Genomic DNA, 16,930 nt, shown 5'->3' on the forward strand with positions numbered 1-16,930 from the left:
TCAATCGAGGACGGTTTGGGTCTGGTTGGGCTTGCCGCTGAAGGCGATCATTACCGCGATCAGCGCGAGGACGGAGAGCACGGCGCCGGCCAGAGGGACGCGGGTCAGGCCCAGGCCGTGGTCGATGACGCTGCCGCCGACCCAGGCGCCGATGGCGTTGCCGACGTTGAAGGCGCCGATGTTCAGGGTGGCGACGAGGTTGGGCGCGGCGCCGCCGACGCGGACCACGTTGACCTGCAGGGCGGGCACCGCGGCGAAGGCGGCAGCGGCCCAGATGAACAGGGTGATTTCGGCCGGGATCAGCGCGGCGCTGGTCCAGCTCAGTACGGTGGAAACCACCGCCATGGTGGCGAATACGCCGGCCAGGGTCGTGCCCAGGCGCCAGTCGGCGAGGCGGCCGCCGATGATGTTGCCCAGGGTCAGGCCGAGGCCGATCAGCACCAGGCTCCAGGTGATGCCGCGCGGCGAGACCTGGGTGACTTCGCCAAGCAGCGGCGCGACGTAGGTGAACAGCGCGAAGACCGCAGCGGAGAACAGCACGGTGGTGCCCAGCGCCAGCCACAGCGGGCCGTTGCGCAGCGCGGAGACTTCCTTGCGCATGTCCACTGCTTCTTCATCGTGTTGCTTGGGCAGCACGCGCCACAGGCTGATCAATGCGATGACGCCGATCAGCGTGACTGCCCAGAACGGCGAGCGCCAGCCGGCGACCTGGCCCAGCGCAGTGCCGGCCGGAACGCCGAGCACGTTGGCCAGGGTCAGCCCGGTGAACATCAGCGCCACGGCGGAAGCCTTGCGGTTGGCCGGCACCAGGCTGGCGGCGACCACCGAGCCGATGCCGAAGAAGGCGCCGTGGCACAGCGCGGTGATGACCCGCGCCAGCATCAGCAGGCCGTAGTTGGCGGCCACGGCGCAGAGCAGGTTGCCGAGGATGAAGATGCCCATGAGCATCAGCAGGGCAGTCTTGCGCGGCAGGCGGGCCGTGAGCAGCGCCATGATCGGCGCGCCGATGGCGACGCTGAAGGCATAGCCGCTGACCAGCCAGCCGGCGGCCGGAATGGAGACGGACAAGTCGCCCGCGACCTCGGGCAACAGGCCCATGATCACGAATTCCGTGGTGCCGATGGCAAACGCGGACAAAGCGAGGACGAGAAGCGAAGTGGGCATGCGCCTGCTCCTGGAAAGTGGGATTTGTCTTGGCTGGCAGTAGCCGGGTTACAGCGCTTCGCTCAGGTGGCGAACAAAGGCCTGAATGGTTTCTTCATTGCGTTTGAAGAAGTTCCACTGGCCGACTTTTCGACTGGTCACCAGACCCGCGCGCTGGAGGGCGGCCAGATGCGCGGAGACGGTGGATTGCGACAGACCGGTACGCTGGTCGAACTTGCCGGCGCAGACGCCGATCTCGAAGGATTGGTGCTCCTGCTCGACGAAGAACTGCTCCGGGTCCTTGAGCCAGTGCAGCATGTCGCGCCGCACCGGGTGGGCCAGGGCCTTGAAGATTTCGTCGAGGTCGAGAGAGGGTTGTTCAGTCATGGCCGTATCGGTATATCGCGTTGGGACGAACTATATATCGGTCAAAAACGATATGAATTCGTTTGGCGCGATAGTAATGATCGACACCCGTGATAATAGGTCGGGCTGCCGTGGGAGCGGACTTCGTCCGCGATGATTCCGCCTCCGCTCCGTACCGCTTTTTGTAGGAGCGAGGGGGCGCCCAGTCCTTGCTCGCGAAGCTCTTGGCACCGAGCAGTCTCGGTTCGCGAGCAAGCTCGCTCCTACAGAAGAGCACCGGTTCCGCGCTAAGCTCAACGACATGAACTACCTTGCGCACCTCCACCTGGGCGGCGACCGGCCCGCCCAACTGCTCGGCAGCCTTTACGGTGATTTCGTCAAAGGCCCGCTGGCCGGGCAGTGGCCCGCCGAAATCGAGGCGGGCATCCGCCTGCACCGGCGCATCGACGCTTTTACCGACAGTCATCCCTTGATACACAGTGCCAAGTCGCGCTTCCCCAGTGAGCGCCGGCGCATGGCCGGCGTGCTGTTGGACGTGTTCTACGACCACTGCCTGGCCCGCGACTGGGAGCGTTTCTCCGGCGAGCCGCTGGAGCAGTTCACCCAACGGGTCTACGGTGTACTGGGCCGCACGCCCGGCCTGCCGGAGCGTCTGGCGCGCATTGCACCGCGCATGGCCGCGCAGGACTGGCTCGGCAGCTATCGGCAGTTCGAGGTATTGCAGGACGTGGTCGCCGGCATGTCCCGGCGCCTGTCGCGGCCGTCCCTGCTGGATGGCGCCTGGGAGGAGCTGGATCGTCTTTACGAGCCGCTGAGCGACGACTTCCGTGAGTTCTATCCCGAACTTCAGGAGTTCGTCAGAAATCCGCCGAAATCGATGGACGGTCCGGCCTGACTTGATATGCGTCAACCGCCCGGCGGCCCATAGCGTGTGCAATAGACACATCTGAAGGACGACGAGAGGAGCAGCATGATGAAGTCGCTAATGGTCGCAACGGATCTTTCCGGCCGTTCCGAAAAGGCTTTGCACCGTGCGGCAGCGCTCGCCAAGCGCTACGCCTGCCCCTGGACCGTGCTTTACGTGGTCGATGAGGACCAACCGTCGGCACTGGTCGAACAGGAAGTCACCCAGGTGCGCATGATGCTCGAGGCGCGCCTGGTCGAACTCACCGAAATGGGTGGTACCTGCCCGAAACTGCTGGTGGAGCGCGGCGATCCGAACCAGAAGATCCTCGCCGCAGCGAAGAACCTGAACTGCGAAATGCTGGTGATGGGTGCGCACCGCAAGAGCGTGCTGCGCGACATCTTCGTCGGCACCACGGTGGAACGAGTGCTGCGCGCCGGGCAACTGCCGGTGCTGGTGGTCAACCAGCCGGCCGCCGGGCAATACCGCGACCTGCTGATTGCCCTCGACACCTCGCCGGCTTCGGCCCACGCGGTGGAAGTGGCCAATGACCTGGGCCTGCTGGAAGGCGCCGTGCGCCGCGGCGTCTACGCCTTCAGCCCGCTGGCCAAGGGCATGATGCAGTACTCCGGAGTGAGCGAGGAACGCATCGACGAATTTGTCAGCAGCGAATCGCGTCAGGCGGTGGAAGAGCTGAAGACGTTCCTCCACGACCAGCACCTGGAAGAACGCATCGATGAACAACTGGTGGCCGTCGGGCTGCCGGGCAACGTGTTGCAGCGGATGGTCGACAAGCATCGGCCGGATCTGCTGGTCATGGGTACTCGGGGTATGGGCGGAATCAAGCGTGCCCTGATCGGCAGTGTTGCCGACTACGCTCTGCGCGAACTGGATTGTGACATCCTGGTCGTGCCGCCGGAGGCTTGAGCCTGCGGCGTCTGGAGGCTGTTTTCAGGTTGCGTCGGGCGACTCGAGGGTGCCGCCCGGCGCAGTTTGAAAGCCGTTTCGTCAGAGTGGGAACCCGCCGGCCGTAGGTTACGGCGGGCTCCAATCCCTTCTCTTGTCAGCGAACCTCAGGCCGCAATGGCCGCCTCTTCCTGCTCCTCACACACCACCGCACGGATTGCTGCGTGCGCTTGCCTGGCCAGCAGGTTGCGGTCCTGGTGGGCGCTGGACAGCGCCGGCAAGAGGTGGATTTCCACGACTCCCCGATCATTGTCGAACAGACGCTTCAAGTGGCTGACCAGATCATCGTCACCGATGAAGGGTGCCAGCTCGCACGCCTCCCCGTTGCGTCGGTAGCGCAGCGCCACCGGCTGCACCGGCACGCCGGCCTCGATGGCGCTGGCCATCAGGCGACCGTGAAAGGTACGCAGGCCCTGGCCGTCGGTGGTGGTGCCTTCGGGGAAGACCAGTAGAGAACGGCCGCGCGAAAGGTGCGTGGCCAGTTGCGCGTTGATCATTCGAGCATCGCCAGAACCCCGGCGGATGAACAGCGTGCCGGCCTTTTCCGCCAGCCAACCGGCGACCGGCCACTGGCGCACTTCGGCCTTGGACAGGAAGGTCAGCGGCAGCAGCGCACCAAGCAGCGGGATATCGACCCAGGACACATGGTTGGACACCCACAGCATCGGCTGACCGGGTAGCTCGCCGTGCACTTTCACCTCGAAGGGCAGGGCGCCACCGAGGCGTGCCAGGTACCAGCAGGTCAGGCGCTGGCGCAGGAGCATCCAGTCGCGGCCGGGCAGGCGCTCCAGCAGGCTGACGAAAGCAGCCAGCGCGAGGCCCACCGTCAACACCAGCAGCAGGCGGGCAACGCGCAGCCAGGCGCGCAGGCTGCGCATCAGACCGCGGCCTTGAAGTGGCGGGCGTAGCGCGGGCAGAGCTCGTCGCGCTTGAGCAGGATGAACACGTCGGCGACGCCGAAGTCCGGGTCCCAACAGGGCTCGCCGCAGATCTTCGCACCCAGGCGCATGTAGGCCTTGAGCAGCGGCGGCAGCTCGGCGGTGAGGTTTTCCGGAACGTCTAGTTGCGGCAACGGGGTCTTCGGTTCGGCGCGCAGGTTCTGCTGGCACAGGTAGCGGTCGCGCAGGCGCTGCATCACCGCGCGGGCCTGGATGCCGCCGTCGCGCATGGGGATGCTGGCGCAGCCCATCAGGTAGCGGTAGCCGCCTTCATTCAACACTTCGGCCAGCTCGCTCCAGAGCACGGCGATGGTGCCGCCATTGCGGTAGTCCGGGTCGACGCAGGTACGGCCGATTTCCAGCACCGGGCCCTGCAGGTTGTCCAGGCCGTCGAGGGCGAATTCCTCTTCGCTGTAGAAGCGGCCCAGGCGCTGCGCGGCGCGGTGGTCGAGCAGGCGGGTGGTGGCCACCAGCGCGCCGGTGTTGAGGTCGCGCACGCCGATATGAGCGCAGTGGCGGTCGTAGTCATCCATGTCTAGCCCCTGGTCCGCGCCCTTGAGCTGGGCATCGAACTCGCTGCTGAACACGCGGTAACGCAGGGCCTGGGCTTCGCGCAGGGCGCGGGCGCCGCGCAGACGCACGGCCTTGAGACGGCGTTCTGCCGGGGTGTCACAGGAGAGGGCGATCTGACTCATGCGAGTGCCTCCGTGAACCGGCCATGCGGGTTGCGGCCGGTCGGCTTTGTTGTGCAAGCTCAGGCTAGGAATGACCGGTGTCACGCCCATGACGGTGCGGTGATGCTTGTATGACAAGAACAACGACCTCGAAGGAAGGAGCGCCGCGATGCCCTGGAAATGCCTGCTCGGCCCGCAGGACCGGTTACCGCCCGGCCTGGCCCTGGACGACTGGTACACCGAACTGCTGGCGCGCGCCGGCCATAGCGGCAGCTTCGAGCTGGCAGTGCTCGGCGGGCGCCTGGCGACCTCACCGGGGCTGGCCTTCCTTGCCGGCTACCAGGCCGCCCTGCGCGCGCTCTGGCCGGCGGCCCCGCTCAGCCTCGGCGCGTTCTGCGTGACCGAGAAGAAAAGCGTGCGCCCCGCCGACCTGCAGACCCGCCTCGACGGTCTGGTGCTGCACGGTCGCAAGGACTTCGCCACCGCCGCCGACAGCGCCGCCTGGTGGCTGATCGCCGCGCGTGACGAGGACGAGGGACAGCCACCGCGCATCGCCATGACCGTTATTCAGGCCGGTGCGCCGGGCGCGAAGCTTGAGGCGTTGCCGGCACTGCCGCTGATGCCGGACATCCCCCACGCCCGCCTGCTGCTCGACGGCGCCCACTGCGAACGCCTGCCCGGTGATGGCTGGGAGGCCTACAGCAAGCCTTTCCGCACCCTGGAAGACACCCATGTGCTGGCGGCGGTCTGCGCCTGGCTCTATGGCCTGGCGCTGGAGCACCAGTGGCCGGCGGAGCTGGCGCTGCGCCTGACCGGTGTGCTGGCCGGCTGCGCGGAAGTCAGCCGGCAGCCGGCTTCGCAGCCGGAAACCCACCTGCTGCTGGCCGGCGTGTTCAGCCAGTTCGAGGGCCTCGCCGCGACACTGGATGCCGCCTTCGCCTCGGGCGACCCGGAGCTGGCAGCGGTCTGGAGACGCGACAAGGGTGTGCTCGCCATCGCCGGCGCCGCACGGGCCAAGCGCCTGGAGAAAGCGAGGGTGGCAATAGGCCTTGACCCACGTCAGTGAGGGCCTGGGGAGGGGACGTTAGCCTTACAGATGTTTCTGAGATACCAAGAAATTTCCGCAGGGCTACCCACTGTTTTCCCTCCCACTGCTTTAGGAAATCCCCTCATGCGACGCGAACCCATCGTGCTGTTCGACGACGGTAAACACCAATGCCTGTGTTTCGACGATCTGGTCAGCGGCGACGGTGTGCAATCCAACCAGTTCCTCATCGTCGACCACGACAAGCGCCTGCTGCTCGATCCGGGCGGCGACCTGACCTATACGCCGCTGTCCCTGGAACTCTCGAAACTGTTCTCGCTGCAGGACCTGGACTACATCTTCGCCTCGCACCAGGACCCGGACATCATCGCCGCGCTGGACAAGTGGCTGCTGCACACCCGCGCCAAGGTCATCTGCTCGAAGCTCTGGGCGCGCTTCCTGCCGCACCTGACGGCCAACTACCTGGCGGTCAGCCATGGCATTTCCACCTATGACCGGGTGATCCCGCTGCCGGACCGCGGCGAGTCGGTGCAGCTGGGCCGCTGCCAGCTGAAGATGATCCCCGCGCACTTCCTCCACTCGGTGGGCAACTTCCAGATCTACGATCCGGTCAGCAAGATCCTCTTCTCCGGCGACATGGGCGCCTCCCTGGTGGACGACGCCAGCCCGGTGCAGGATTTCGCTGCGCACGTACCGCACATGGAAGGCTTCCACCGTCGCTACATGGCGTCGAACAAGGTCGCGCGGCTCTGGGCATCCATGGTGCGCGGCATGGACATCGAGATGATCGTCCCGCAGCACGGCCGGCCTTTCGTGGGCAAGGCCATGATCGGCGCCTTCCTCGACTGGATCACCGACCTGCAGTGCGGCATGGACCTGATGGGGCCGGACGATTACCAGGTGCCACGCTGACCGATTGCGCCAATCGTCCTTGATTACGGCACGATCGGCGCTTAATTCGTCATCTTCACCGTGCTAGGGTGCGGGCCGACCTGATAACAAGAGGCCCGCCGATGCCCTTCACTTCCTACAGGCCAGCGCTGCGCGCATTGGCCCTGGCCACCTGCCTGCTCAGCAGCCATGCCCACGGTGCCGACACCTGGCCCGAGGCCGACTGGCCACACGGCGCCACGCCCAGTGGCGCTGCTGTCGAAGCCTTCGAAAGCTATGCCTTCCCCAGCCGCGACGACGCGACCCGCAAGGGCGTGCGCACCGATGCGGTGGTGGTGATCCGCGACGGCCAACTGATCTACGAACGCTACGCCGGCCCGACCAGCGCGCAGACGCCGCACCTGGCCTGGTCGATGAGCAAGAGCGTGATGGCCAGCGTCCTCGGCGTGGCCTTCGGCGAGGGCAAGTTCCAGCTCGACGACCCGGTTGCCAAGCATTACCCGGCCTTCGCCGACCATCCCGATATCAAGATGCGCGACCTGCTGCACTGGGCCTCCGGCCTGGCCTGGCAGGAAGAGTACGAATACGCGCCGGTGCGCTCCTCGGTGGTGGCGATGCTCTATACCCGTGGCCGCGACGACATGGCGAGGTTCACCGCCGGCTTCGCTGCCGATGCCGAGCCGGGCAAGCGCTTCCGCTACTCCAGCGGCGACAGCAACGTGCTTTCCGCCACGCTCAAGCAGATGGTCGGCAAGGACTACGCGAACTACCCCTGGACCTCGCTGTTCGAGCCGCTGGGCATCCAGTCCGCGGTCTGGGAGCGCGATGCCAGCGGTACCTTCGTCGGCTCGTCCTATGCCTACATGACTGCCCGCGACATGGCGCGCATCGGCCTGCTGATGGAGCGCGACGGGCGCTGGAAGGATCGCCAGTTGCTGCCGCAGGACTGGATGAAATTCGTTCTCGCGCCGTTCCCCGAGTACCAGCCTGATCCGAAGAAACCCAACGAAGCGGTGCCCGGTGGCCAGTGGTGGCTCAACCGCCCGGTGGCCGGCGCGCCCGCGCCCTGGCCGGACGCTCCGGAAGATACCTTCGCCGCCCTCGGCCACTGGGGCCAGGCGCTCTACGTGATCCCCGAGCAGAAACTGGTGATCGTCCGCTACGCCGACGACCGTGACGGCAGCTACCAGCACGATGCCTTCCTCAAACTTGCCCAGGCAGCCTTCGCCCACGGGGAGGTGCAGCCATGATCCGTCGCCATCCGATTCTTACCGCCCTGGTCCTTTTGCTGCTCGCCCTGGCGACCACGGCCTGGCAGAACCGCATCCACCTCGCGGCGTTCCCCGGCATCATCGGCGCCTATACCGCCAAGGAGTACTGCTCCTGCCGCTACGTTATGGGGAACTCGGCGGACTATTGCCGGGCCTATACCAAGCAGTACGTGCCGACCAGCGGCTTCCTCGACGACGAAGCGCGCAAGCGGGTGACCGCTCGCGGCCTCGGCAGTACACAGACAGCCGCCTGGCTCAGCGCGCGCGAGGGATGCCAACTGATGCCCCAGGCGGACGATTTGCCCGAATCGGGCAGCCACTGACGGGCGCGTTCCACGGAGCGGGGCGACCCGCTTCGGAGGATCAATGCATTCTTTTGTAACAGGAGCCGTGTGCGCATTGCTGGTGCTGGCCAGCCCCCTGGCGATGGCCGAATGGCAACTGGACGGCGACACTTCGCGGATCAGCTTCGTCTCGGTCAAGCGCGGCAAGATGGCGGAAGTTCAGCGCTTCGACCGCCTTTCCGGGCAGATCGACGACCAGGGCGCGGTGCGCGTGGTGGTGCCGCTGGAGTCCATCGACAGCGGCCTGGCCCTGCGCGACGAGCGCATGCGCAACTCCTTCTTCGAGATCGAGCGCTTCCCCGAGGCGATCGTCAGCAGCCAGCTGGACCTGAGCCGTTACGACGACCTGCGGGTCGGCCAGTCGCGCCAGGAAACCTTGGACTTCAACCTCGACCTGCACGGCCAGCAGCGTCGGCTCAAGTCCGAGGTGCTGGTCAGCCGCCCCAGCGAGAGCCGCATCGAGGTGACGACCCTGGAGCCGCTGGTGCTCAAGCTGATCGACTTCGACCTGGAAGAGAAGCTCGAACCGCTCAAGGCAGTCGCCAACGTGCCTTCGATCACGCCCGAGGTGCCGGTGTTCGCGGTGCTGGGGTTCAGTCAGGTGATCAAGCAGGAGCCGTGATACTCGCACCATGAACCTGTAGGAACGGGCCACGGCTCCAATGATTGGGATGTGCTGCCTCAGCGTGGGTATTCCAGCATTGCTTCGGCGTGCGCGCAGAATCAGTGGTTTCGCCCCCTCGGGCGACCCACTTTGGCAAACGCCCCAAAGTGGGCAAAGGTCTTGCCCCGGACATCCGGTTTTTCGCCTAGGCGAAAAATTCCCTCATTGAAGCGAAGTTTCAGGGGCACGCGCTGACGGGCCATCCCTGGCCCGACAGCGCTCTCGCGGCATCCATGCCGCTCAACCCCTGAAACTCCGCTTCAACGAGGCCTCCTGAACGGGGCCGCTCGGAGTGCGCTGAGGTTTATCTGGAAGTCTTCAAGAGCCAGCGCCAGAGCCAGGCCATAGCCATGCCGAGATATGTGGCTTTTCGTAGGAGCGAGCTTGCTCGCGAACCGCACGGCACAGCGTCAATCGCGAAAACAGCCAGCCTTAAGACCGCGCCGCAATCGCCGGCAAGTCTGGCTGGAAGCGAAAGCCCGAGCCCACGCTGCAACTGGAGGCGCTGAGGAACACGAAGGCGAGCAGCAGGATGGTTTTCATGGCGGTGTTCCTGTCAGTCAGGATCGGGCCACCTCCAGTGTAGGTCGTGCCGCCCGGCGCGCGCCGAAGGTCACGAAACTGCCCGCTGCGAACAGCCACGCGCTGATGCCGCCGTAGCCCAGCATCCAGCCGAAGCCCTGCACCAGCGCTGCCCGTGCGCTGGCCGGATCGTCGTTACCCAACTGGCCAGCGGCGATACTCGCTGCCAACTGCAGCTTCTGAACGCCATCCACGCCGTGCAGTGCGGCGGCGACGCCCCAGAGCAGGATCAACCCCATCACCGCGATATTGATCGCCAGGGAAATCATCCTCGCGCTCATGTCGATGCCCGAAGCCATCCCCGCACGCGCAGCGGGCACGGCGGCGGTGGAGGTGTTGGTCACCGTGGTGTTGGTCATGCCCAGCCCGATGCCGGCCAGCACGCAGCCGGGCAGCAGGGTCAGCCAGCTGGCGTGGTCCGCGGCGCTGCCCCAGAGCATCAGGAAGAAGCCGGCGCCGATCACGAACATCCCGCCGGGGATCACCCAGCCGGGGTGGAAGCGGTGCGCCAGGCGCTCGGCGATAGGCGGCACCAGCAGCGTCGGCAGCGTGTACGCCAGCAACGACCAGCCGGCCTTCACGTCGCCGTAGCCGAGCACACCGTGGTAGTAGACCGGCAGGTAGATCATCAGCGGCCAGAAACTTGCGTTCATCCCCGCCGAGGCGAACATCGCGCCGGAAAACGCGCGGATGCGCAGCACTGAGAGGTCGAACATCGGGTGGGCGACGCGGCGCTCGATCAGGACAAAGGCGGCGAGGCTGGCCAGGCTGAGCAGCAGGATCGCCAGCGCGGCCGGGCTGGTGAAGCCCATGTCGGCGCCCTGGGTGATGTAGAACACGATGCCGAGCACGGCCAGTGACAGCGTGAGCATGCCGCCGATATCCAGCCGCTCGGCTTCCGGATCGCGCGACTCCACCGTGCCGTACTGCGCCAGCGCGAGGGTGAGCAGGGCGAGCGGACCGTGCACCAGGAACACCCATTGCCAACTGGCCAGGGCGACAATGGCGCTGCCGATGATCGGCCCGAAGCCCAGACCGATGCCAAACACCACGCCCCAGGCGGCGAAGGCGCGCACGCGTTCGGCCGGGTCGCTGAACTGGCTGGTCAGCACCGCCACCTGGCAGATCAGCATGACGCCGCCGGCGGCGCCTTGCAGGAAGCGCCCGGCGATCATGGTCGGCATGTCGCCCGCCAGCCCGCAGAGCAACGAGGTGAGGCCGAACAGCGCCAGGCTGATGACGAACAGGCGCTTGCGGCCGAAGCGGTCGGCCAGGGTGCCGGCGGCCATCAGCACGCTGGTGACGGCGATGGTGTAGGCGTTCATCACCCATTGCAGGTCCTGGAAGTCGCCGTGCAGTACTCGCTCAAGGGCCGGAAGGCTGGCGGGAACGCTGGAAATTTCCAGGCCGAACATCATCGAGGACAGGCACACCGCGGCCAGGGCGATGAGGTTTCTGGGGTTATGGAGGGCAGTCATGAGGATGGCTCCGTGGGACGAACCACTATTCTGAAAAAGAACAGGGTTCCCCATTGGCTCCATTTCGTCCCATCATTGGGTCTCTTGAGGATTCAAAAGGGGCTGCCTGATGGATGACCGACTCGATGGTATCGCCACCTTCGTCCAGGTGGTGGACGCCGGCAGCTTCGCCCTGGCCGCCGAGCGCCTGAACCTCACTCGCTCGGCGGTAGGCAAGGCCATCGCCCGGCTGGAGGCGCGCTTGGGGGTGCGCTTGCTGCAGCGGACCACGCGCAGCCAGAACCTCACCGACGACGGCCAGGTGTTCTACGACAGTTGCGTGCGCGCGCTGGCCGAACTGGACGCCGCGCACACCGCGCTGGAGGGCGGTCGGATGGAGCCGCGCGGGCGCCTGCGGGTCAGCGTGCCGATCTCCTTCGGCCACCTCTGCGTGGTGCCGCTGATGCTGGCGCTGGCGCGGCAGTATCCGTCGCTGAAGATCGACCTGTCCTTCACCGACCGCCGCGTCGACCTGGTGGAAGAGGGCTTCGACCTCGCCGTGCGCATCGGCCCGCTGGGCGACAGCGCCACGCTCGCCGCGCGCAAGCTGGGCGTGCAGTACACCAGCATCGGCGCGGCGCCCTCGTATATCGCCGAGCACGGCATGCCCGAAGGTCTGGACGACCTCGCCGGCCACTCGGCCATCAGCTACTCGGTTGCCGGTGTCACTTCACCCTGGGACCTGCGCGACGACGACGGCCAGGCGAAACGCATCGACATCGACCCACAGCTGAGCATGGACGACCTGCAGGCCATCACCGCCGCCGCCGTGGCCGGCTTCGGCCTGGCACGGCTGCCGTCCTGGCTGCTGGCGCGGCACGTGAAGCTGGGCGAGTTGGTGGTGGTGAAGGGCCGCTGCAACCTGCCGCCGCTGGAGATCCATGCGGTGTGGCCGAAGACCCGCTACATGCCGTCGAAGATCCGCTGCGCCATCGATGCGCTGGTGGCCGGGATTCCGGCGCTGCTGGCCGACTGAACCATTGGCGTCGACGCCTGCCCAAAGGGCTCGCCGCTCGGCCGGTTTGCAAGCCGACGGCGGGCCGCTATCGTTGGCCGTTGGTCCATCCGTTTCCATGTAAGGGATTTCATGCGCTCGCTGTTCGCCTTCCTCTTCGCGGCCTGCTTCGCCGCTTCCGCCCAGGCTGCCTGGTACCTCGACTACGAGTCCTCGCGGCTGACCTTCGTCACCACCAAGAATGCCGATATCGCCGAGGTGAACCGCTTCCTGGTGATGCACGGCAAGGTGGAGGAACAGGGCCAGGTGGAGCTGCGCATCGAGATGGATTCAGTCAGCAGCGGTATTCCGCTACGCGATGAGCGCCTGCGCGACAAGCTGTTCGACACCGAGAAATTCCCCGAGGCGCGTATCACCTCGCGCATCGACCTGCGCCCCATCACCGAACTGGCCAGCGGCGTGCAACTGGAGATGCGCCTGCCACTGCGCCTGGAGCTCAACGGCCAGGCGAAGGACTACCGCACCGATGTACTGATCACCCGCCTGGACGAGCACCGCTTCCAGGTCGTGACTCTGCAGCCGCTGGTGATCAATGCCGCTGACTTCGGCCTCGCGCCAGGCGTGGCGCAACTGCGCAAACTGGCCGGGCTGAAGAGTATCGGCCTGTCGGTGCCCGTGGGCGCCGTGCTGATCTTCGCCTCGCGGTGAGCGGCCCGATCTTTCCCTGGCGAACGGGCAACCGCTTCGCCCTGCTCTGCGACGGAGAGCGCTTCTTTCCGCGCATGTTCCAGGCCATCGACAGCGCCGAGCGGCAGATCGAGCTGGAACTCTACCTGGTGGAAAGCGGCAGCTGCGCCGAGGCGCTGCTGGATCGCCTGCTGGCCGCCCTGGGGCGCGGTGTGAAGGTGCGCTGCCTGTTCGATGCCTTCGGCAGCCTGAAGCTTTCCAGCGCCTGGACGCGGCAACTGGTGGAGGCGGGCGGCGAACTGAGCCACTACAACCCGCTTAACTGGAAGGCCGGCCTGCGCAACCTGTACCGCGATCACCGCAAGCTGCTGCTGGTGGACGAGCGCATCGCCTACGTCGGCGGCACCGGTGCTACCGACGAGTTCTGGTCCGCGCGGGAGAACCGCAGCGACTGGCATGAGGTGATGGTGGAGTTGACCGGCCACATCGTCGCCGACTGGCAACGCCTGTTCGAGCGGCAATGGAATGCCTGTCTTGGCGTGCGGGCCTGGAAGCCCCGCGAGGAAGTCCTGCTGACCCGCCTGCCGCCCATTCCCAACTACGGCGAAGGCCTGGCGCGTGTGGCCTACGCAGACGCCGGCCAGCATCGCGACATCCTCCAGGCGCTGGTGCGCTCGCTGCGCGGTGCGCACCAGCGGGTGTGGCTGGCGACGCCGTATTTCCTGCCGACCTGGAAGGTCCGCCGGGCGCTGCGCAAGGCCGCCCAGCGCGGCGTCGATGTGCGGCTGCTGCTCACTGGCCGGCTGACCGACCACGCGCCGGTGCGTTACGCAGGCCAGCGCTACTACCCTGGCCTGCTGCGCGCCGGGGTGAAGATCTTCGAATACCAGCCGCGCTTTCTTCATCTGAAGATGGTACTGGTCGATGACTGGGTCAGCGTCGGCTCGTGCAACTTCGATCATTGGAACCTTCGGTTCAATCTGGAGGCCAATGTAGAAGCGTTCGATCCGCAATTCACCGCGGCGGTGGCCGACTGCCTGGCCGCCGACTTCGCCCAGAGCCGCGAGATCGACCTGGGATTCTGGCGCGCGCGCCCCTGGTGGAAGCGCCTGCGCGAGCGGCTGTGGGGCTCGCTGGACCGACTGGTGGTGAACTTCCTCGACCGCCGCCGCTGACGTCGTTGTTGTCTGTCGAGAAGGAGAGAGGCGTGGAGACCAATCGCAAGGAACGTTTCATCGGGCTGGAATGGCTGCGCTTCCTGATGGGCCTGTACGTGGTGATCTACCACACGTTGCACAGCTACCCCGCCGAGCAGAAGTTCGCCGGCCTCGATGACCTCACCGCCCTGGGCTTTTTCGCCACCAGCACCTTCTTCGTGCTTTCCGGCTTCCTGCTGTGCCACGTCTACGTCACCGATGGACAGCTCCGTGAGAGCCCGCGCAGCTTCTTCACCAAGCGCCTGTCCAACCTCTACCCGCTGCACATCTTCTCGATCCTGCTGACCATCGCCGTGCTGCTGGTGGTCAGCGGGCTGGGCATCGGCCCGGACCTGGACCAGGCCACGCCGCGCTTCGTCATCTACGACACCAACGAGGCCATCGGCCGGCTGCAGCCGGAGCTGTTCCACCACTGGATGAGCGACCGCGAACTGCTGTTCAACAGTATCCTGCAGCTGACCATGCTGCAGGCGTGGAACCCGTATTACCTGACCTTCAACGCGCCGCTCTGGTCGCTGTCGACGCTGTTCTTCTTCTACCTCTGCTTCCCCTTCGTTGCGCCGCGCCTGGCGCGTCTGCAGCACAAATGGCGTTGGCTGCTGGTGCTCTGGGGCGTGTACCTGATCCCGCCGCTGCTGGTAGTCGCGAGCGAACAGTACGGTATGCCCTGGACCGGGCTGTTGCACCGCAACCCGCTGCTGCGCCTGCCGGAGTTCCTCAGCGGCATCCTCGCCTACGGGCTCTTCCGCGAGTACAAGGACGCCGGCCGCCTGCCCGGCCGCGGAACGCTGGTGGCGATGGGCGCGTTCGTGCTGGCCAACTTCCTGGTCGCCGATTACCTCTACACCCACGGCGCCAAGTTCTGGTACTTCCTGTTGCACAACGGCCTGCTGCTGCCCGCGCAGCTGATGCTGGTGTACATGAGCGCCTTGCCGCGGGACCCGAAGAGCAGCCTGGTGCGGCACTGGTCGCCACGGCTGGGGGCGGCGTCACTGTCGCTGTTCGCCCTGCACGTGCCGTTGTTTACGCTGTTCTCGCGGACGGAAAAACTGATTCGCGCACCGGGGGACTGCCTCGCGGACTGGGCCTTCTGCGTCGAGTCGGCTACCCATCAGCAATTGTCGCTGTGGCTGTATCCGCTGTTCCTGCTGTTCATGGTCACCAGCTGCGTGCTGGTGCAGGAGCGCTGCGTGGTGCCGGTGCGCAAATGGCTCGTGCGGCACCTGTTGCCGGCCCCGCCTGCGCCACCGACCGCGCGGCGGCGAGTGGTTACCGAGTCGTAACCCATCGTTGGGCCGTTCGCGAGCCAGGACTCGGCGTCCCCCTCGGTCCTACAGGTCGCGCTCTTCGCAGGAGCAAGCTTGCTCGCGAACCAGATACTGCGCCGCCCTCACCAGCTCTGCCGACCTGCGCTGCGCGTGCTAGGTTTTCTGCAGCGCGCCGCCGCTGCGGCCCTTTGCGGACGAAAACCACCATGCCCATCGAGTTCCGCCTGCTAGGCGGAGACGCCCTTCGCCCGTTCATCGATGATCTGGCGCGACTGCGCATCACCGTGTTCCGCGAGTATCCGTACCTCTACGATGGCAGTCCGGAATATGAAGCCGGGTACCTCGACGGCCATGTGCGATCGGCCTGGAGCCTGTGCGTGCTGGTGATCGATGAGGGCAGGGTAGTGGGGGCTTCGACCGGGCTGCCGCTGCTGGACGAGGCCGAGGCTTTCCAGCAGCCGTTCCTGGCGCAGGGCTGGAACCCGGAGCGAATCTTCTACTTTGGTGAGTCGGTGGTTCTGCCGGAGTACCGCAGCGCCGCTCTCGACCTGCGTTTCTTCGAAGAACGCGAGCGCTTTGCGCGTGGTCTGGGTCGCTTCGATTGGGCGGCCTTCTGCGCCCTTCGGCGGCCGCCGGAGCACAGCGCACGACCCGTCAGCTACCGCTCGCCGGACGCCTTCTGGCTGCAGCGTGGCTTCACTCCGCAACCCTCCCTGCAGACCGAATACCACTGGCGCGATATCGGCGAGCAGCAGGAGACTGCCAAGTCGATGATGTTCTGGCTCAAGGAGCTGAGCTGACTCGGGTTCAGTAACCGGCTTCGCGCTGGTGGCGGATCGCGAGGATGACCAGTGTTTCCCCATCGATGCGGTAGCGGGCTATGTAGCCGCTGTCACCGAAGTCGATGGGCCATTCGCGGAATTCGATCGGTAGGTCATCGATCAGTCGCCCCATCTGCGGATAGGCCCCCAGCGCCTGGGTGGCCTGGAGAATGATCTGGCCGGCACGGCGGGCGGCGGTGGGATTGGTTTCCCGGAGGAATCGGCGCAGGCGGTCGAGGTCGCGAAGCGCCGCGGGCGCGTAGATCACTCGCATTTCGGTGCGGCTTGCTCGTCCTCATCGCCCCAGCTGTTCAGCCAGCTCTCCACCGCTTCGGCAGCGACGTGCTGGCCGGTCGCCTGGAATTCTTCCCAGGCCTGCTCGGTGTCGCGCTTGAGCTTCTCGCGCTGCTCTTCACGCACGACGTATTGGCCGATGGCTTCGCGCATGATCCAGTGCGGCGAGCGCTGGCGCAGCTCGGCCAGCTCGCGGACGCGGGCGAGCATTTCCTCGTCGAGTTTGACTGAAGTGGCCATGGCGGCACCTGTGTAGTTAAAGGTAATACCGGGTAATACTTCGCCCTGGGTGCAGCAGTGTCAAACAGGTTGGGATGAGCGGGGCTCGCCCTGGCGTTTGTGTGAACTCTTCGACCCGGACTTTCGACGGGTGGCAAGCCCCG

Annotated in this window: 19 protein-coding genes; 12 read left to right on the forward strand and 7 right to left on the reverse strand. The window is 66.1% G+C overall.

Going from position 1 to position 16,930, the window contains the following annotated elements:
* Positions 1-1,164, reverse strand: coding sequence for an MFS transporter (locus tag G4G71_RS08065; RefSeq protein ID WP_054909806.1), 1,164 nt, complete (start codon positions 1,162-1,164; stop codon positions 1-3).
* A gap of 48 nt (positions 1,165-1,212) precedes the next feature.
* Positions 1,213-1,530 (reverse strand): ArsR/SmtB family transcription factor, encoded by a 318-nt coding sequence (locus G4G71_RS08070; protein WP_169936668.1) that lies wholly within the window; start codon positions 1,528-1,530, stop codon positions 1,213-1,215.
* 280 nt (positions 1,531-1,810) lie between these two features.
* Here G4G71_RS08070 and G4G71_RS08075 point away from each other — a divergent pair, with 280 nt between their 5' ends.
* Together G4G71_RS08075 and G4G71_RS08080 are read left to right on the forward strand one after the other, a co-directional pair.
* Positions 1,811-2,404: an acyl carrier protein phosphodiesterase gene (locus G4G71_RS08075; RefSeq protein WP_169936670.1), complete on the forward strand. Its 594-nt coding sequence runs from the start codon at positions 1,811-1,813 to the stop codon at positions 2,402-2,404.
* A 75-nt stretch (positions 2,405-2,479) separates the two neighbouring features.
* Positions 2,480-3,340, forward strand: a complete 861-nt coding sequence (locus G4G71_RS08080; RefSeq protein WP_240964887.1) for a universal stress protein — start codon at positions 2,480-2,482, stop codon at positions 3,338-3,340.
* Positions 3,341-3,486: 146 nt separating this feature from the next.
* Here the strand turns inward: G4G71_RS08080 and G4G71_RS08085 are convergent, their stop codons facing one another.
* Both G4G71_RS08085 and olsB read right to left on the reverse strand, forming a co-directional pair.
* On the reverse strand, positions 3,487-4,257 hold the full coding sequence (locus G4G71_RS08085) for a lysophospholipid acyltransferase family protein (RefSeq protein WP_169936672.1): 771 nt from the start codon (positions 4,255-4,257) through the stop codon (positions 3,487-3,489).
* A complete protein-coding gene (olsB, locus tag G4G71_RS08090; protein WP_054909802.1) occupies positions 4,257-5,012 on the reverse strand; it encodes an L-ornithine N(alpha)-acyltransferase in 756 nt (251 codons plus the stop codon). Before olsB ends, G4G71_RS08085 begins: the two co-directional genes overlap by 1 nt.
* Positions 5,013-5,160: 148 nt before the next feature.
* Here olsB and G4G71_RS08095 point away from each other — a divergent pair, with 148 nt between their 5' ends.
* The 5 genes from G4G71_RS08095 (at position 5,161) to G4G71_RS08115 (ending at position 9,164) form a co-directional block, all read left to right on the forward strand.
* Complete coding sequence (locus G4G71_RS08095; protein ID WP_169936674.1) at positions 5,161-6,057, forward strand: acyl-CoA dehydrogenase; 897 nt, start codon at positions 5,161-5,163, stop codon at positions 6,055-6,057.
* 105 nt (positions 6,058-6,162) lie between these two features.
* The gene (locus G4G71_RS08100) at positions 6,163-6,948 is read left to right on the forward strand and encodes an oxygen-binding di-iron domain-containing protein (protein WP_169936676.1); all 786 of its coding nucleotides are present in this window, start codon (positions 6,163-6,165) and stop codon (positions 6,946-6,948) included.
* A 101-nt stretch (positions 6,949-7,049) separates the two neighbouring features.
* Positions 7,050-8,177: a serine hydrolase domain-containing protein gene (locus G4G71_RS08105; protein WP_169936678.1), complete on the forward strand. Its 1,128-nt coding sequence runs from the start codon at positions 7,050-7,052 to the stop codon at positions 8,175-8,177.
* The gene (locus G4G71_RS08110) at positions 8,174-8,521 is read left to right on the forward strand and encodes an amidase (RefSeq protein ID WP_169936680.1); all 348 of its coding nucleotides are present in this window, start codon (positions 8,174-8,176) and stop codon (positions 8,519-8,521) included. The genes G4G71_RS08105 and G4G71_RS08110 overlap by 4 nt, the downstream gene beginning before the upstream one ends.
* Before the next feature lie 43 nt (positions 8,522-8,564).
* The gene (locus G4G71_RS08115) at positions 8,565-9,164 is read left to right on the forward strand and encodes a YceI family protein (RefSeq protein ID WP_169936682.1); all 600 of its coding nucleotides are present in this window, start codon (positions 8,565-8,567) and stop codon (positions 9,162-9,164) included.
* A gap of 602 nt (positions 9,165-9,766) precedes the next feature.
* Here the strand turns inward: G4G71_RS08115 and G4G71_RS08120 are convergent.
* Positions 9,767-11,266 carry an MFS transporter gene (locus G4G71_RS08120; RefSeq protein WP_169936684.1) on the reverse strand — a complete coding sequence of 500 codons (1,500 nt, stop codon included), beginning with the start codon at positions 11,264-11,266 and terminating at the stop codon, positions 9,767-9,769.
* A 109-nt stretch (positions 11,267-11,375) separates the two neighbouring features.
* On the opposite strand from G4G71_RS08120, the gene G4G71_RS08125 reads away from it, so the two are divergent.
* The 5 genes from G4G71_RS08125 to G4G71_RS08145 all read left to right on the forward strand — a co-directional run bounded on the left by G4G71_RS08125 (position 11,376) and on the right by G4G71_RS08145 (position 16,232).
* Entirely contained in the window at positions 11,376-12,281 is a 906-nt protein-coding gene (locus G4G71_RS08125) for a LysR family transcriptional regulator (protein ID WP_169936686.1), read from the forward strand.
* A 111-nt stretch (positions 12,282-12,392) separates the two neighbouring features.
* A complete protein-coding gene (locus G4G71_RS08130) occupies positions 12,393-12,968 on the forward strand; it encodes a YceI family protein (RefSeq protein WP_169936688.1) in 576 nt (191 codons plus the stop codon).
* Positions 12,965-14,122 carry a phospholipase D-like domain-containing protein gene (locus G4G71_RS08135; RefSeq protein ID WP_169936690.1) on the forward strand — a complete coding sequence of 386 codons (1,158 nt, stop codon included), beginning with the start codon at positions 12,965-12,967 and terminating at the stop codon, positions 14,120-14,122. Before G4G71_RS08130 ends, G4G71_RS08135 begins: the two co-directional genes overlap by 4 nt.
* Positions 14,123-14,208: 86 nt before the next feature.
* Entirely contained in the window at positions 14,209-15,447 is a 1,239-nt protein-coding gene (locus tag G4G71_RS08140; protein ID WP_240964941.1) for an acyltransferase family protein, read from the forward strand.
* 197 nt (positions 15,448-15,644) lie between these two features.
* Positions 15,645-16,232, forward strand: coding sequence for a GNAT family acetyltransferase (locus tag G4G71_RS08145; protein WP_169942556.1), 588 nt, complete (start codon positions 15,645-15,647; stop codon positions 16,230-16,232).
* 7 nt (positions 16,233-16,239) lie between these two features.
* On the opposite strand, the gene G4G71_RS08150 is transcribed toward G4G71_RS08145, so the two are convergent.
* Both G4G71_RS08150 and G4G71_RS08155 read right to left on the reverse strand, forming a co-directional pair.
* Complete coding sequence (locus G4G71_RS08150; RefSeq protein ID WP_045211087.1) at positions 16,240-16,527, reverse strand: type II toxin-antitoxin system RelE/ParE family toxin; 288 nt, start codon at positions 16,525-16,527, stop codon at positions 16,240-16,242.
* Positions 16,518-16,787, reverse strand: coding sequence for a CopG family ribbon-helix-helix protein (locus G4G71_RS08155; RefSeq protein ID WP_169936694.1), 270 nt, complete (start codon positions 16,785-16,787; stop codon positions 16,518-16,520). Before G4G71_RS08155 ends, G4G71_RS08150 begins: the two co-directional genes overlap by 10 nt.
* Between the last annotated feature and the right edge of the window lie 143 nt (positions 16,788-16,930).

The sequence above is a fragment of the Pseudomonas multiresinivorans genome, from assembly GCF_012971725.1.
Taxonomy (GTDB): Bacteria; Pseudomonadota; Gammaproteobacteria; order Pseudomonadales; family Pseudomonadaceae; genus Pseudomonas; species Pseudomonas multiresinivorans.